Source organism: Tenacibaculum sp. MAR_2009_124 (genome assembly GCF_900105455.1).
In the GTDB taxonomy this organism is placed as follows: Bacteria; Bacteroidota; Bacteroidia; order Flavobacteriales; family Flavobacteriaceae; genus Polaribacter.
Genome location: NZ_FNSF01000001.1, coordinates 793681 through 810419 on the forward strand (window position 1 = coordinate 793681; position 16739 = coordinate 810419).

Annotated in this window: 13 protein-coding genes; 6 read left to right on the plus strand and 7 right to left on the minus strand. The window is 31.5% G+C overall.

What is annotated here, in order from left to right:
• Window positions 1-88: 88 nt before the first annotated feature.
• Entirely contained in the window at window positions 89-3361 is a 3273-nt protein-coding gene (locus tag BLW23_RS02630) for a VCBS repeat-containing protein (protein ID WP_093667685.1), read from the plus strand.
• A 28-nt stretch (window positions 3362-3389) separates the two neighbouring features.
• On the opposite strand, the gene BLW23_RS02635 is transcribed toward BLW23_RS02630, so the two are convergent.
• The 4 genes from BLW23_RS02635 to BLW23_RS02650 form a co-directional block, all read right to left on the minus strand.
• The gene (locus BLW23_RS02635; RefSeq protein WP_093667686.1) at window positions 3390-4130 is read right to left on the minus strand and encodes an energy transducer TonB; all 741 of its coding nucleotides are present in this window, start codon (window positions 4128-4130) and stop codon (window positions 3390-3392) included.
• Window positions 4131-4738: 608 nt separating this feature from the next.
• Window positions 4739-5452, minus strand: a complete 714-nt coding sequence (locus tag BLW23_RS02640; protein ID WP_093667687.1) for an energy transducer TonB — start codon at window positions 5450-5452, stop codon at window positions 4739-4741.
• A gap of 277 nt (window positions 5453-5729) precedes the next feature.
• A complete protein-coding gene (locus BLW23_RS02645) occupies window positions 5730-6509 on the minus strand; it encodes a sulfite exporter TauE/SafE family protein (protein ID WP_093667688.1) in 780 nt (259 codons plus the stop codon).
• Between the two features lie 23 nt (window positions 6510-6532).
• On the minus strand, window positions 6533-7450 hold the full coding sequence (locus tag BLW23_RS02650; RefSeq protein WP_093667689.1) for an AraC family transcriptional regulator: 918 nt from the start codon (window positions 7448-7450) through the stop codon (window positions 6533-6535).
• A gap of 171 nt (window positions 7451-7621) precedes the next feature.
• On the opposite strand from BLW23_RS02650, the gene BLW23_RS02655 reads away from it, so the two are divergent.
• The 3 genes from BLW23_RS02655 (at window position 7622) to acs (ending at window position 11656) form a co-directional block, all read left to right on the plus strand.
• Window positions 7622-9118, plus strand: coding sequence for an aldehyde dehydrogenase family protein (locus BLW23_RS02655; protein WP_093667690.1), 1497 nt, complete (start codon window positions 7622-7624; stop codon window positions 9116-9118).
• A gap of 160 nt (window positions 9119-9278) precedes the next feature.
• Window positions 9279-9605: a DUF779 domain-containing protein gene (locus BLW23_RS02660; protein WP_093667691.1), complete on the plus strand. Its 327-nt coding sequence runs from the start codon at window positions 9279-9281 to the stop codon at window positions 9603-9605.
• A gap of 125 nt (window positions 9606-9730) precedes the next feature.
• The gene (gene acs / locus BLW23_RS02665) at window positions 9731-11656 is read left to right on the plus strand and encodes an acetate--CoA ligase (RefSeq protein WP_093667692.1); all 1926 of its coding nucleotides are present in this window, start codon (window positions 9731-9733) and stop codon (window positions 11654-11656) included.
• A 517-nt stretch (window positions 11657-12173) separates the two neighbouring features.
• Here acs and BLW23_RS02670 read toward each other — a convergent pair.
• Genes BLW23_RS02670 through BLW23_RS02680 form a run of 3 tightly spaced genes read right to left on the minus strand, consistent with a single transcriptional unit; the run spans window position 12174 to window position 14252 of the window.
• The gene (locus BLW23_RS02670) at window positions 12174-12719 is read right to left on the minus strand and encodes an RsmD family RNA methyltransferase (protein ID WP_093667693.1); all 546 of its coding nucleotides are present in this window, start codon (window positions 12717-12719) and stop codon (window positions 12174-12176) included.
• Entirely contained in the window at window positions 12719-13537 is an 819-nt protein-coding gene (locus BLW23_RS02675) for a DUF3822 family protein (RefSeq protein ID WP_255362716.1), read from the minus strand. Before BLW23_RS02675 ends, BLW23_RS02670 begins: the two co-directional genes overlap by 1 nt.
• Window positions 13521-14252, minus strand: a complete 732-nt coding sequence (locus BLW23_RS02680; RefSeq protein WP_093667695.1) for a hypothetical protein — start codon at window positions 14250-14252, stop codon at window positions 13521-13523. The genes BLW23_RS02675 and BLW23_RS02680 overlap by 17 nt, the downstream gene beginning before the upstream one ends.
• A gap of 106 nt (window positions 14253-14358) precedes the next feature.
• Here BLW23_RS02680 and BLW23_RS02685 point away from each other — a divergent pair, with 106 nt between their 5' ends.
• Both BLW23_RS02685 and BLW23_RS02690 read left to right on the plus strand, forming a co-directional pair.
• Window positions 14359-15789, plus strand: a complete 1431-nt coding sequence (locus BLW23_RS02685) for an ATP-dependent DNA helicase (RefSeq protein ID WP_093667696.1) — start codon at window positions 14359-14361, stop codon at window positions 15787-15789.
• Between the two features lie 178 nt (window positions 15790-15967).
• Window positions 15968-16648: an energy transducer TonB gene (locus BLW23_RS02690; RefSeq protein WP_093667697.1), complete on the plus strand. Its 681-nt coding sequence runs from the start codon at window positions 15968-15970 to the stop codon at window positions 16646-16648.
• Window positions 16649-16739: the final 91 nt, after the last annotated feature.

A 16739-nucleotide genomic window follows, 5' to 3' on the forward strand; every position in this document is an offset into this window, starting at 1 on the left:
ATTCTTTGTTTTTTAGGAATTAGATTAAAAGAACATCCGGAATATTCTTAATTTAGTAAGCTTTATAATAAATAAACTGAAACTACACATGAAGGCATCTTTATCTTTATTAACACTTTTAATACTGATTTCAATTGGTTGTAAGAACAATCAGTCGATTGAAAAAGATAACATGTCAGTAAATTATCTTTTTGAAAAGTTGGATCAAGAAAAAACGAATGTAGATTTTAAGAACACATTTAAAGAAACTCTATATTTTAATTTTCTGAATTACCCTTATGTGTATAATGGAGGTGGAGTAGCAGTGGGGGATATAAATAATGACGGATTGGAAGATGTTTACTTTGGTTCTAATGAAGGTTCTAATAAATTATACATAAATAAGGGAAGTTTTGAATTTTTAGATGTTACAGTATCGGCAAAAGTAGAAGATGCCAAAGGTTGGACAACTGGGGTTTCAATGATAGATATAAATCAAGATGGTTGGTTGGATATTTATGTTTGTAAATCGGGTTCATTACAAGATAATAACCTAAGAAGAAATAAACTTTTTATTAATAAACAAGATGGTACTTTTGAGGAAAGTGCTAAAGAATATGGATTAAATTCACCAGCATTTTCAACCCAAGGATATTATTTTGATTACGATAAAGATGGTGATATCGACATGTTTTTGGTGAATCATAGAGCAGACTTTAGAAACAATACAAGCATAGATGCTACTATAAAGAATAAAACTCACCCTTTAATGACTGATGAACTTTTTGAAAACGTTAATGGAAAATTTATAAATGTTACTCAAAAAGCAAACATAACTAATAAAGCTTGGGGATTAAGTGCTGCTATAGGTGATTTTAATGATGATGGATGGGAGGATATTTTTGTTGCTAATGATTTTTTAGATGCCGATTACTTATACTTGAATAATGGTGATGGAACGTTTAAGAATACAGTGAATGCTACTTTTGATCATATTACAGCCAACAGTATGGGCTCTGATTTTGCTGATGTTAATAATGATAATAAGTTAGATTTGGTGGTGGTAGATATGGTGTCTTCTGATCATAAAAGAAGCAAAGAGAATATGGCTACCATGAGTACCACAAATTTTCAGAAATTGGTAGATGAAGGGTATCATTATCAATATATGTCGAATATGCTTCAATTAAATTTAGGTGAAGGTGTGTTTGGTGAAATAGGACAATTAGCAGGGATTTCTAAAACCGATTGGAGTTGGTCTCCTTTATTGGCAGACTTTGATAATGATGGTTTTAAAGACTTACTTGTTACTAATGGAATTTACCATGATCTTTCAAATCAAGATTTTAGAAACCAAATGAGATCTAATATTATGAATCGAAAGAAGGTTACTCTAGAAGAAGCTATTGCCTTAATGCCTTCTACCAAAATTCCTAATCAAGTTTTTAAGAATACCAATGGTTATGTATTTAAATCGGCTAATGATACTTGGGGAATGAATGAAGCTATTAATTCCAATGGTGTTGCTTATGCCGACTTTGATAATGATGGTGATTTGGATTTGGTGGTTAATAATCAAATGGAGGTGGCTAGTATTTATAAAAACACACAAACCAATAACTTTATAAACATTGATTTAGAGGGGAATAATAATAATAGAGGTGCTATTGGCACAAAAGTGAAGTTGTTTTCAAATGGAAATATTCAAAGTCAACAATTATACCCTAGTAGAGGTTTTCAATCCTCTGTAAGTCATACGTTACATTTTGGAATCGGAAAAAATGAGTCAATCGATAGTTTGTTCGTTTACTGGCCGTCAGGAAATATATCGAATCTGAGAAATGTGGGAAAAAATCAGTTCTTAGAATTAGCGGAGGAAGAATCTATAGCCCATTCAGAGAAAAAACGAAATACCTCTTTGTTTACACTTTTAGAGGGGAGTGATTTTGGCATTAATTTTAGACATGTAGATAAGCAGTTCAATGATTATAAGAAACAGTTGTTATTACCACAGAAACAGAGTGAAAAAGGAAAAGCTTTATGTGTTGGTGATGTTAATGGGGATGAGTTAGACGACTTTTTTGTAGGAAATGGGAAAGGATATAGTGCGAAGCTGTACTTACAAACTGCAAAAGGTGTTTTTATTGAAAATAGTAATATTACTTTTGTAAAAGAAGCTAAATATGAGGACCGATCTGCAGCGTTTTTTGACATTGATTCTGATGGAGATCTAGACTTATTTGTTGCTAGTGGAAGCTACGAAGATGGTATGGATAGTGATGATTTAATAGATAGAGTTTATCTAAATGATGGTAAAGGAAATTTTGAGAAGTCAAAAAAGCATCACCCTCAAATAAAAATGCTTAGTTCTGTTGTAAAACCTTTCGATTTTGATAATGATGGAGATATGGATCTTTTCGTTGGAGGAGGAGTTATACCGGGAAAATATCCATCTGCCTTTCCTTCAAAATGGTTTAAAAATGAAAATGGAAAACTGATTGATGCAACTTCAGATTTAATAGATGATGCAGGTGATATTAATATGGTAAATGATGCGGTATTTAACGATATTGATAATGATGGGCTTGCTGATTTAATTGTTGTAGGAGAATGGATGCCTGTTGTAGTTTTTAAAAATAACAAAGGTAAATTTGAAAGAATTCCGAACGAAAGTTTAAATAGTATAGGATGGCATTATTCGGTGTACCCAAGCGATGTTGATTCTGATGGAAAGATGGATTTTATAATAGGGAATATTGGAAACAATAATAAATTTAAACCTTCAGTAGACAAGCCACTTCATATCTATGCTAATGATTTTGATAAAAATGAGAATATTGATGTAGTTTTAAGTAAAGAAACAAAGGAGGGTGGGTTGTTGCCTGTTAGAGGGAAGGAGTGTTCTTCCGAGCAGCTTCCAGTTTTGAATTCAAAGTTTAAGACGTATAAACAATTTGCAAATGCAAGTTTATCAGATATTTATGGAGAAATTGCATTAGAAAATTCAATTCATTTTAAAGCAACTAATTTTAGTTCTTTTGTATTGAGGAATAGAGGAGGTTTTACATTTGAGCTGGAAAAGTTACCTGTTCAATCGCAATTTGGACCAACAACAACTTTTGTTTCTATGAAAGATAAAATAAACAATGACGAATTTATTTTAGGAGCTGGGGCGGTTTATGAGGCAGAGGTAGAAACCGTAAGGTATGATGGTAATAAAGGCTATTTGTTAAAGAAGAATGGGAGTGATGTAGAGGCTGAGTTTTTAAATATTTTTGATAAATTACAAGTAAAAGCATTAAAGTCAATAACGATAGCAAATAAAAACTACATTCTTGTTTTATGTAAAAATGAAGGAGTTAAGTTGCTTGAAAAGAATTGATTTGGTTTGTTAGTCGTCTGTATTTGTTTTAGAACTGGTTTGAAGAATTAATTTTGAATTCCATAGGGAAACTATAAGCGACGTTTACATTTTTGTTGTCGTTCTTTCCAGGAATAAATTGAGGTAACATTGATACAATTCGAACGGCTTCTTTCTTTAGTAATTCTGTGTTTTCAAACGAGATTGTTTCAATATTTGTAACATTTCCTTCTTTATTAATAACAAAGCTAACCTGAATAACACCTTCAATTTTGTAGTCTAAAGCTTCCTTTGGATATGTGAAATTATTATTGATATGTTCTTGCATTTTATCGTTAAAACAATTGTATTGATCTTCTGAGTTTTCGTTGCAGTTTGAAAAGATAGGAACACTATCTACTTCAGAAAAAGAAATGGTATTTTCTTTTGAAGTCTTTATTATAGAGGTGACTAAACTCGTAATATTTTTTTTGATATTTGCTAATTCAATACTTTTAACAGAGTTATGATTGTTAGTGTTGTCAGTGATTTCAGCCAATAAATTTCTATTCTTGCTATTTTTTCTTCTCTTTAAATACCTTGTGTTTAATGAAAAGACTTTACTAGTACTTTTATTATCCTCCACAGTTTTACATTTGTTTATTAAAGAAATTGAATTTAAATCTGTTTGCTCTTCGTTTTCCTCAGAACAATGTTGCGAGAAGTTCTGTTGAACTATAAAAGAAAACAGCAACGGCATTATTGTTCTTGAAATAAATCCTAATTCTTTTAATATTTTATGAGAATACATACAATACAGATTTTGTAATTTATTTCAAATATAAAGGAGTATAAAAGTGTACACTTTCAGTTGTAGGTAGTTAAACAAGTACGGTCGATGAGTTGCTTGAAACTGAAGATGAAAAAAAGATGCAAAAACTATTTTAATGTATGTATTGTTGTTATTGGTGTGTAGATGGTTGTTTGTTAGTTGTTTTAGGTATGTTGAAAAAGATTGATAAAGGTGGAATTAACAATAGTATCCGAAAAAGGGTAAAACTTTAAACTAAGAATTTTTTGGATATCCATTTTTTGATTTAAAATTTTCGTTTTGAAAGAATTCAGTATTTATTTAAGCTAAATAGTAAGGTGATTATGACGAAGTAATTACCTGATGCCTACATTAAGACTTTTAAGAAGGTTTTAAATAGATTGCTAGTAAAATCTAATAGGAATACTTTGTTTTAGAAGTTGGTTTTGTTTAAAAGCAGTGGTTTCAATTGACAATAGAGATTATAATGTTTAGTATAAATACATTAAAACGGGAATCTTAAATATATACAGTTTTCTTATAATGCTATTGAGATCAAAGTTGTTGTTGGTTTAAATAGTGATGTTGCTTTTGTAGACCTTCCAGTTCTAATATTGGTTTGTGGTATCAATTTTAAATTCCATTGGAAAACTATAGGTTACGGTTACCAATTTATTGTTGCTTTTTCCGGGTATAAACTTCGGTAATAGAGATACGATACGTACCGCTTCTTTTTTCAATATTTCAGTGTTTTGAGACGAAATCGTTTTAATGTTTGTAATATTTCCTTTCGTATTAATGTCAAAACTTACCAATACTACACCTTCCATCTTTCGATCTAAAGCTTCTTCTGGATACGTAAAATTATTACTGATATGCTCTTGCATTTTAATATTAAAACAATTGTATACATCATTTGAGTTTTCATCACATTCAACGAATAAGGGCACATTATCTACTTCTGCAAACGGAATTGTTTTTTCTTCTATAGTATTCGTTATTGAAGTGGCTAAACTATTTATATTCTTTTTGATATTTGCTAATTCAAGATTTTCAACAGAGTGATGCTCTTTTTTTTGATCAATTATACTAGGATGTAAATCTCTAGTAGCGTTAAATTTTCTCTTCTTTAAGAATCTGTTGTTTAGTGAAAAATTAGTCGATACAATGCCTTCATTGTTTTCCGACTCTTCAAGTTTACATTTTTTTATTGAAGAAATTGAATTTGAATCGTCCTGTTTTTTATCATCTTCAGAACAGTGCTGGGAGAAATTTTGTTGGATTACAAAACAAAATATTATTAATATTACTCTTTTCAACATAAATCGTGCTTCTTTTAATTTTTTATGGTAATACTTACGGTGGGGGGTCTTGTAATTACTATCAAATATAAAAGAGTTCTTCAATTTTTTGTTTTTTAATAGATAATTGGACTCATTTTATCGGTGAGTTGCATTCAACTACAGATGAAAAACACATGTGAAAGCATTAATTTATGTATGTGTTGGTTGTTTTTTAGTGTAGATGGGTAGTATTTTTATGTATTTGGTCTATTTTGTGTAGGGGCAACAAGTGTCAATAACGCCCCAAAAGAGGTTTTTAAAGGAATGATTTCCATAATATTCGTAAACTAACGAAAGCAATTAGTATGGCTGTTGCCTTTTTCAATTGGATGGGGCTGAGTAGTTTATTACTTAGTCTATTGCCTAACATACCACCTAAAAAAACGGTAGTAATTAAGATAGAAGTAAGGAACCATTCAATATGGAAATTAGGATTAGAAAATTGCCCCATTATACCGCTAATCGAATTTACCAAAATGAAAAAACTCGCCGTTGCTGCAATTTTTTTAGGAGTGTCCCAATTTATGAGATGTAAAAAAGGAGCTAGAAAAATACCACCTCCAATACCAACAATTCCAGAGATAAAGCCAATACTTCCTCCGTATAAAGCGTTTTTCGAAATCTTTGTTTTTTTGAGGGAATCTTCTTTTGCTACAATTTTTTGAGATTTCCACATAACAATTGCCGCTAAAAAGAGAGTAGAGCCTAGTAAAATAAAGAATGATGTTTCTTTAATTTTTAAATAACCACCAATGAATGCCAAAGGAATGCTAAAAATAACCAAAGGAATAACTTTTTGCCAAGGGTACTTTTCATGCTTCAGATATATAAATATATTTCCCGAAACAACAACAATATTACATAAAAGGGAAGTTGCTCTAATTTGAGAAAAAGTGATACTTGTTAAGGCCAATACGGCTAAATAACTTGAACCACCTCCAAAACCTACAGAAGAGTAAAGAACTGCAATTATGAAGAATAAAATTATCAGATACCAATGATTAATTATAAGGTCAGTTACTAACGTTAGGGTCATATATTCTTAAAAAGCTAAAAATACTAAAGTAGAATCGATTTTTTAAATTGTTGAGGAGTCATTAATTCCATTTTTTTAAACTGACGATTAAAGTAGCTAGTACTGTTAAAGCCAGATTTGAAAGCAATTTCAGACATTCTGTAATTTTTAGATTCTCTCATTAGTTTTTTCGAAAACTTAATTTTTTCAGCATTTATGTAATCAATAGGAGAAATTCCTAGGGTGTTTTTAAACTGCTTGTGAAAGTGAGAAGCGCTCATATAGGCTTTCTTAGCCAATAATTCAACGGTGATATTCTTATTTGTTAAATTTTCTTTGATGAATTTAATCACAATACCAATTCGTGTGTCCGAAAAAGTTCGGTCTTTATCGTTCAAGATTAATGATTTGGCTTTTGTTTGAAGAAGTCTTACAATAAGTTCCTGAATCATTAAATTTAAAAGTACATCTTTTGAAGAGTTGTTTTGAATAAAAGTATGAGTTAGCCTCAAAACTAAATGATTAATATCTTCATTGTGAAGTAAATGAGAACATTGATCACTCAAATTCCATTGGTTATTTTCGTTTTCAATAGCTACAGATTGATTGAAATTGTAAACGACTTCCTCAATCTTATGAGTATCAATTCCTAAAGCTAAACATTGGGTAGGAGATTCTTTCGTAGCAATAGGAAAGTCAATAATCATTTCTTTATTGGAAGGCATTACTACAGACTCTCCAGGAACAAAATCGAAAGTAGGTGTATTAGGTAAGTACATTCTTTTTTTACCTGAAAGCATACTAGCAATAACAGGAAAATCAAAAGTTAATGAAACCTTTTCAGCATAGGCATGTGTTTCGAAAATATTCAACTCTGAAAACTCAGCGTTATAGGTCGTTTTATTTTCGATTAAAGTAGTAAGTTTTCTTTGTTGCTTATGCTGATTTAACAATGGATTCATACACAATATTACGAAATATAAAGGATAAATAGAAAATATGATAGATATGTGCAATGAATTAATAAATATGTTCATTTTGTTTTGTATTTGATAAAATACCTTTGTAAATATTGTTTTATTCGTATTAATTCGGGGTGTAAACAATGGATTGTTAATTTAAACCATTAATCTATGCAGTATTCAAAACCTACTTTTAAAGATAAATATGAGAATTTTATAAATGGAAAATTTGTACCACCAATTGGAGGAGAATACTTTGAAAATACTTCGCCAATTGATAGAAGTGTGATTGCTAAATATCCTAGATCTCAAAAGGAAGATATTGAGTTGGCGATTGATGCAGCAAATGTTGCGAAGAATTCTTGGGGTAAAACCTCGGCTACTGAACGAGCAACGTTATTGAATAAAGTAGCGGATATTATTGAAGCTAATTTGGAAGAGTTTGCATTGGTTGAAACATGTGATAATGGTAAACCTATTAGAGAAACTTTAAATGCTGATGCGCCCTTGTCCGCGGATCATTGGCGATATTTCGCGGCTTGCATTAGAGCTGAGGAAGGAACAGCAACAGAGTTAGACGCCAATACTGTATCAATGAATATAAAAGAACCGTTGGGAGTGGTCGGACAAATTATACCATGGAATTTCCCCTTATTAATGTTGTCATGGAAATTGCCTCCGGCTTTAGCAACAGGAAACTGTGTCGTGCTTAAGCCGGCAGAGCAAACACCATCTTCGGCAACGCTGCTTTTAGAAAAGATAGCTGATGTATTTCCTCCTGGAGTTATAAACATTGTTCATGGATTTGGACCTGAAGCAGGAAAACCATTAGCTTCTAGTTCTAAAATAGATAAAGTTGCATTTACAGGAGAAACAACTACGGGGCAGTTAATAATGCAATATGCTTCAAAGAATCTTAATCCTGTAACAATGGAGTTAGGAGGAAAATCACCTAATATATTTTTCAATAGTGTTATGGATGAAGATGATGCTTTTTTAGACAAAGCTATTGAAGGAGCAGTGTTATTTGCATTTAATCAAGGTGAAGTGTGTACATGTCCCTCTCGTTTGTTAGTGCAGGAAGATATTTATGATGCATTTTTAGAGAGAGTTGTGGAGCGTACAAATGCAATTGTACAAGCTGATCCATATAATGTAAACACGATGCTGGGAGCACAAGCATCCAATGATCAATATGAAAAAATTCAGTCGTATATTAAAATTGGTATTGAAGAAGGAGCTAAAGTATTATGTGGAGGAGAGGCTAATAAAAGTGGACCTTTGGCAAAAGGATTTTACATTCAACCTACTATTTTAGAAGGTCATAATAAAATGAGAGTGTTTCAAGAGGAAATTTTTGGCCCAGTTGTATGTGTAACCAAATTCAAAGATGAGGCAGAAGCTCTTGAAATTGCAAATGACACACTTTATGGACTAGGGGCTGGTGTATGGACACGTGATGCACATCAATTATATCAAATTCCAAGAGATATAAAAGCGGGGCGCGTTTGGGTGAATTGTTATCATGCTTATCCAGCACACGCACCTTTTGGAGGGTATAAAAAGTCAGGTTTCGGAAGAGAAAATCATGTGATGATGATGGATCATTATCGCCAAACTAAAAACATGTTGATTTCCTACGATAAAAATAAATTGGGATTCTTTTAATAGAAAATAATCATTTTATTAAAAAGTATATAAAATTCGATTGCTTCAAATAGATAGTAATTCATATTAAAGTGTAAGAAGAATCTCATGAAGGTTGAATACTAGTTATTCAACCTTTTTAATTTTTTAAGGGCATTAAAAATAGAAAGTTTAAAACTTTATGGAACGAGTAGCGATTACAGAAAAGGCACAAATAATAGTTCAAGAACTGAAAAAAAAACATGGAAATTTAATTTTTCATCAAAGCGGAGGATGTTGCGATGGGTCAGCCCCAATGCTTTTACCTAAAGAGGATTTTTATATAGATGATAGCGATATTCTGCTTGGTGAACTATTAGAGGTTCCTTTTTATATGAATAAAGATCAGTTTGAATATTGGAAGCATACTCATTTAATTATTGATGTAATCGAAGGAAGGGGAGCGAGTTTTTCATTAGAAATTCCGTTAGGTGTTCGTTTTATTGTTCATTCGAAATTATTAAGGTAAGATTGATGATGATTGTTGATTTATATATGTATTTAAATGCTAAAAACATGTTGTTAGTAGAAAAAATATGTCAAATCAATATATTAGATATAGTTTGGTTTCGAAAAATGTAAACGGTTGAATTAATGAGTAACTATCATATAAAGAATTTAGAGGAATATTATCAAGTTTATAGAAAATCAGTAAGAAACCCAGAGTTATTTTGGGAAGAAGTAGCAGAAGAACATTTCGTTTGGAAAAAACAATGGAATAAAGTTTTAAGCTATGACTTTTCAAAGCCTGAGGTAAAATGGTTTGAAGGAGCTGAATTAAATATTACCGAAAACTGTATTGATCGTCATCTTACAACAAGAGGAGATAAAACCGCCATTTTATTTGAACCCAATAACCCTGATGAGGAAGCTGAAGCGATTAGTTATAATGAGCTTCATAAAAGAGTAAATCAGTTTGCAAACGTTTTAAAGGAGAATGGAATAAAGAAGGGAGATAGAGTTTGTATTTATTTACCAATGATTCCTGAATTGGCTATTTCTTTATTGGCTTGTGCGCGAATAGGAGCAATACACTCTGTGGTTTTTGCAGGGTTTTCATCTTCTGCATTAGAAACAAGAATAAATGATTGTCAGGCCAAAATGGTGATTACATCTGACGGATCGTACAGAGGTGTAAAAACAATAGATTTAAAAGGAATTGTAGATGAAGCTTTAGAAGATTGCCCAACAGTGGAGACGGTGTTGGTAGCAAAAAGAATTCATACTGAGATTCCAATGAAAGAAGGAAGAGATCAGTGGTTGCAGCCATTGTTAGATGCGGCGTCTAACCATTGTGAAGCGGAAGTAATGAAAGCTGAAGATCCATTGTTTATCTTGTATACTTCAGGTTCTACAGGAAGCCCTAAAGGGATGCTTCATACCACAGCGGGATACATGGTATATACGGCATATACTTTTAAAAATGTATTTAATTATAGAGAGGGAGATGTGTATTGGTGTACTGCCGATATTGGTTGGATTACTGGACACAGTTATATAGTATACGGACCTTTAGCGAACGGAGCTACAACAGTAATGTTTGAAGGGGTACCTAGTTATCCTGATTTTGGGCGTTTTTGGCAAATTATTGAAAAACATAAAGTGTCACAATTTTATACAGCTCCAACTGCAATTAGAGCCTTAGCTAAAGAGAATTTAGATTATGTAGATAAGTATGACTTATCATCAATAAAAGTGCTAGGAACCGTTGGAGAGCCTATTAATGAGGAAGCATGGCACTGGTATAATGATAATGTAGGGAAAAAGAAGAACCCAATTGTTGATACTTGGTGGCAAACAGAAACAGGAGGAATGATGATTTCGCCAATACCTTATGCAACTCCAACAAAACCAACATATGCTACCTTACCACTACCAGGAGTCCAATTAGCCTTAATGGATGAACAAGGAAGTGAAATTCACGGAAATCAAGTAGACGGTCGTTTGTGTGTTAAATTTCCATGGCCATCTATGGCAAGAAGTATCTGGGGTAATCATCAACGATATAAGGATACTTATTTTTCTGCTTTTAAAGGCAAGTACTTTACAGGAGATGGAGCATTACGTGACGAGGTAGGGTATTACAGAATTACAGGTAGAGTAGACGATGTAATCATCGTTTCTGGACATAACTTAGGTACAGCACCAATTGAAGATGCTATTAATGAGCATCCTGCAGTAGCAGAGAGCGCCATTGTAGGCTTTCCACACGATATTAAAGGAAATGCTTTATATGGATACGTAATTCTAAAGGAAACTGGTGAAGGAAGAGATCATAATAATTTACGAAAAGAAATAAATCAAATTATTACAGAGCATATTGGCCCAATAGCCAAATTAGATAAAATTCAATTTACCGAAGGGTTACCAAAAACTCGTTCAGGTAAAATTATGAGACGAATTTTGCGAAAAATAGCGCATAACGAGTTAGATAACTTAGGCGATGTTTCTACTTTGTTAAACCCTGAAGTAGTTCAGAGTATTATTGACAAAAGAAAGAGCAACGAATTGGTTAGCTAAATAAATAGGGAACTATTTACATTTTTGATTAAAATGCCCTCGAATCTTTACCAGTTCGAGGGTTTTTTATGTTCAATGGTTTTATTTAACAGATTAAAAGTTTTCTTGAGAAAGAGAACAAATTAATACATAATATTAGAGGATATTACGAGCAATTAGCTCGTCGTATATATCTTTTGTGCCATAACCAATAATGTTTAGTTGTTTATTATGGTTTAGAACTTTTGTATATAACCTAGCAATAGAATTTACTGTATTCATGTCAATATCATCAACATCGTTAATGTTTAAAGTAACATTAGACTGCTTTTTTAGAAAGTTATTGACTTTTTTTCAACTTTTTTAAAGCTTGAAATGTTTAAATCTCCTTTTAAATGAAAAAAGTTGTCGCTTTTCTTTATTTTTAGGGGCATCGTATAAATATTTAAGGTTTCTTAAAATTATTTATAAACGATGATTCAGAACTAATTTTTAGTTTATTACCCCCGTAAATTCGATAAAAATCAAAATATTGTAGTTAATCGGTTTTAATTTCGAAAAAACTAAATACACTTCCCCCGTATCGCTTCTCATAACTATATTTAGGGTGACCAGACAATGTGGTGTGTTTTGAATGTTCAATTATTAAAACACCATCTTCATTAAGTAGGTTTCTCTCAAATATTATATCAGCAATTTTAATAAACTCTTCTTCTTTAAAGTTATAAGGAGGATCAGCAAATATTAAATCTGTTTGCAGTGGAGTCTTTTCTAAAAATTTATATACATCGCTTTTGTATGTAGAAATATTTAAATCGAGCTCTTTTGATATTTCATTAATAAACTTAATACAACCAAAGTGAGCATCAATAGCATAAACTTCTTGTGCCCCTCTTGATGCAAATTCTAAACTGATATTTCCAGTACCAGAAAATAAATCCATTACTGAGATACTATCGAAGTAGTATAAGTTGTTAATAATATTAAATAACGACTCTTTCGCCATATCAGTTGTAGGTCGAACTGGCAGCTTTTTCGGAGCTGAAAATCTTCTTCCTTTATGTTTTCCAGAAATAATACGCATTATAAAAGTAATAGATAAGTTGAGTGATTTGAAAGTTCGTCATTGCTATTAAAATAGACTGTTGAGCTTTCTATAAAATTAATATTTCTCACAAATTTGTATGTGATTTGATATAGATCGGAGTTTTCTTCAATCTTTCCAAGTAAAGTAAGATTAAATTCTTCAGGATCGAGGTGAAGTTGTTCTGCAACAAACAGAATATAATATATAAAATCCTCTTTTGTTTCGTACAAGAACGAATTATACAGAATTAATTGTTCGTCCTTCATAACCAGAATATCCATTTGAGAAACGCCAGCATATACAAACATTTCACTTTCTTTCGATGTTGAATACGAAAGTAATTTGTTTATTAAAAGAGAGGAATGATGTTTATATTCAAATTCACCAAAATTTTGAAAAATAAAGTTGTTAATATTTACATATGGAATATAAACATTGTGTGCTTCTATCGATTCGAGGTTATCATATGTTAAAAAATCCGTAGATAATGTCTTTACCGAAAAGTTTAAATAAGGCTTTAAATTATTTCGATCGAAGTATTCGTTGGGAACAATTGTAGCTAAATTATTCTGATGAATAGCAAAAACGCTGGTGAATTCCTGTTGCAATTCGCTATCGTTCCCAAAAATAAACATTATTTTCTCTAACAATAGTTCTGGAGAAGCCACAGTTTTATCGAAAGAGTATTCGGTATAATTTAATATTTCTTTCGATTCAGAGTTTCGAATACAAAAAGAAAATCCATCCAAACTGAATTGGATGGATAGACTTTTATGCGGCGCTATAGCGCTTATTTTTTTACTCTTTTTTTGCAAGTGCATCAGCTTTGTCGTAATAAGGAGGCCAGTTACCACCTGTTGTTACTTCGCCTAATGATCCAACAGAAACGTGAGTTCCTTTAATTTGATCAGCTTCAACAGCTTCTAATTCTTGCTTTATTAAAGAACGAGATAACCCTGTTAAAATAGGCTCTTTACTAGCTTTAGCTTCAAAAACAGGTACGTTTAATCCTTGTACTTTTTCTACGGTTCCAGTTGCCAATTCAAATTCTGCATTGGTACCTGGTACTTTAAACATGTTTTTATAGTCCTTACCTTCAAAGTATTTACTTACTGGTTCAGTACCAATAGTATCAATAACTTTTTCAGAAATTTCTTTGGTAATTCCACCACCAACATCAATGGTTTTAGGTTGGTTTCTAGTTTTTGTTAAAACTAATTCTCCATTTTCAATAAAGTTGATTAGGGTATCTTTATTATTGGTGTATTTTCCGAAAGCCTCGCTGTATTTTATCTCAGCGTCGCGTATTAGTTTCAAATTCTTAATAACCTTAGCATAGCGAACCTTTTTCTCTTTGGCAAAATTAATTGGTTCCATAACCCCGTTATAAATCTTGAAAACCAAGAAAACAGCAATTGCTAATAATACAACAGATACTAACCATCTTAATTTTAGTGGTACAAACTTAACAATCACGACTGCTAGTAAGACAGCAACTACAACCGCGGCTAAAATCAATAATATATTCATTTTACTTCTAATTTTTAATATATGATATTCGCAAATCTACAATTTTTTTTTAATGATGAAAATTTTTAACTATAAATAGATTTATCTTTGAAAATTATTTGAATTTATGATAGCATCAGCACACAAATTTTATACTGAAATACTTAGAAAATTTCCATACGAGCCAACTTACAAACAAAATGAGTTATTAAATGAGTTGACCAACTTTATTTTTGAAGACAATAACCGTGCCTTATTTGTATTGAAAGGATACGCAGGAACAGGAAAAACAACTACAATAAGTACCGTAGTAAATAATTTGTGGAGAGCAGGGAAGAAGGCTGTGCTATTAGCTCCGACAGGAAGGGCTGCAAAAGTTATTTCGGGATATTCTGGAAAACAGGCATTTACAATTCATAAGAAAATATACTTTCCAAAGAAACAAGGTAGTGGAGGTGTAAGTTTTGTTATGCAACCAAATAAACATACCGATACTATTTTTATAGTTGATGAAGCTTCCATGATATCTGATGAGAAGCAAAACTCTAAATTATTTGAAAACGGTTCTTTACTGGATGATTTAATTTCTTTTGTTTATTCTGGTAAGAATTGTAAAATTGTATTCATTGGTGATACAGCTCAATTACCACCAGTAAAATTAAATGTTAGTCCAGCGTTGGAAGCAGATAAACTGGCTTTTGAGTTTAATAAAGAAATTACAGAAATTGAATTAAACGAAGTTGTACGTCAACAGGGAGATTCAGGAATATTGTTCAATGCAACGGATTTAAGACTACTTATTCAGAATGACGCCGTTGATTTTAAGTTTGATACGGATTTTCCTGATATTGTTCGTTTAGTAGATGGATATGATATACAAGATGCCATAACTTCGGCATATGATGGAGAAATAGGAGTGGAAGATACTGCTATCATTGTTCGTTCAAATAAAAGAGCAAATCAATACAATCAGCAAATAAGAACCAAAATCAGAGACCAGGAAAGTGAAATTTCAACTGGAGATTATGTTATGGTTGTTAAAAATAATTATTTCTGGCTAAAAGATTCTTCGTCGGCTGGGTTTATTGCAAATGGTGATATTTGTGAGGTTTTACGAATTCGAAATACTAAAGAGTTATACGGATTTAAATTTGCTGAAGTTGAAATCAGAATGATTGATTATCCTGATATGAAACCTTTTGAAACAGTATTACTGTTAGATACACTAACTAGTGAAAGCCCTTCATTAAGTTATGAAGAATCGAATAAATTGTACGAAGCGGTTCGAGAAGATTTCGCTCATGAGAAATCAAAGTATAAACAATTTATGGGAGTGAAAAAAAATAAATACTTCAATGCTTTACAGGTGAAATTTTCATATGCTATGACTTGCCATAAATCACAAGGTGGACAATGGAAGACTGTTTTTATTGAACAGCCTTACTTACCAGATGGGGCTAATGTAGAATATTTACGTTGGTTATATACAGCGGTTACTCGTGCGCAAGAAAAATTATATCTAATCGGTTTTAAAGACGAATATTTTCTGAACAATTAAAGCATGTTGTTGGTGTTTAGGGTGTTGGTTTAAATTCAATACATTCTGCTAATAATTAAACTATTTTCAATTATTTAGTGATTTAATGTGACTTATTCATAAAAAATGCGTCATAATAGTAGAAAACCCTTTGAAACTATTAAGATAAAATAAAGTAAAAGAATTAGAACATTTTATCATGAAAAAACTAACAATTTTAATCGCCCTTTTTGTTGCTCAGCAAATAATAGCTCAGGAACACTGTACATCCCCAAAAGAAGAGATCAATAATCCTAACTCAATTTCATTGAATAAGTGTGAAGTTGAAAATGAAGGTAATGATGCAATAGAAACATCAAAAGAACTTCCTTTAAGAACTAGATATCTTAAAAGAAGGAAACGTTCAAGAAAAGTTGATTTCGTGGCAAGTATAATTGAAATTGAAAAGCCTGTTAAAAATTTAGAGTTGGCTAATATTAAAAAGAACATCAACAATGTAGTTAGTAATAAGGCTAACGAAAAAGTGGAAGTTTCATTTTCAGAAGTTGATACTTTACCTGCTTTTAGTTCATGTAATGAAGGAAATATGGATGAAGAACTTTGTTTTAATTTCGGAATTCAACAACATATCAGCTCTAATTTTAACTATCCGAAAGAAGCATTAGAAAATAAAATAGAAGGTATTGTTTTAGTAAGTTTTGTGATAAACTCGGAAGGAAATGTAACGGAATTAGAAACAATAGCTCCTCAAAACACTGAAATTTTGAAAAAAGAAGCAATTAGAATCGTTTCTTTATTACCAAAATTTGTCCCAGGAAAGCATAATGGTAAAGAAGTAAATGTAAGCTATAGCTTTCCAATGGAATTTAAAATAAACTAAGAAGATATTTACAACGTAAATAAACCTTTTCCCTAAATAAACACATGATAACTCCTTGTTTTACGACAAGGAGTTATTTATTTTAATAGCT